Origin of the sequence: Staphylococcus ureilyticus, assembly GCF_002902235.1 — a bacterium.
In the GTDB taxonomy this organism is placed as follows: domain Bacteria; phylum Bacillota; class Bacilli; order Staphylococcales; family Staphylococcaceae; genus Staphylococcus; species Staphylococcus ureilyticus.
Genome location: NZ_PPRL01000083.1, coordinates 1 through 212 on the forward strand (window position 1 = coordinate 1; position 212 = coordinate 212).

At 42.0% G+C, this 212-nt stretch carries 1 pseudogene; it reads left to right on the forward strand.

Annotated features, from left to right (window positions below):
• A pseudogene (locus CD150_RS13425) lies at positions 1-212 on the forward strand (hypothetical protein); the annotation flags it as partial.

Sequence of the window (212 nt, forward strand, 5' to 3'; positions counted from 1 at the left end):
AGACGACAGTACTAACGTAGCAGATCAGAATGATGATAACGCTAATGTCGCTCAAGATGATGATGATTCTGAGGTTGCTGACTCTGAGGTCACTTCTGACGAATCAACTTCTGATTCTACAAACGATAACAGTACGGCTTCCAACACTAATGAAAGTAAAGACGACAGCACTAACGTAGCAGATCAGAATGATGATAACGCTAATGTCGCTC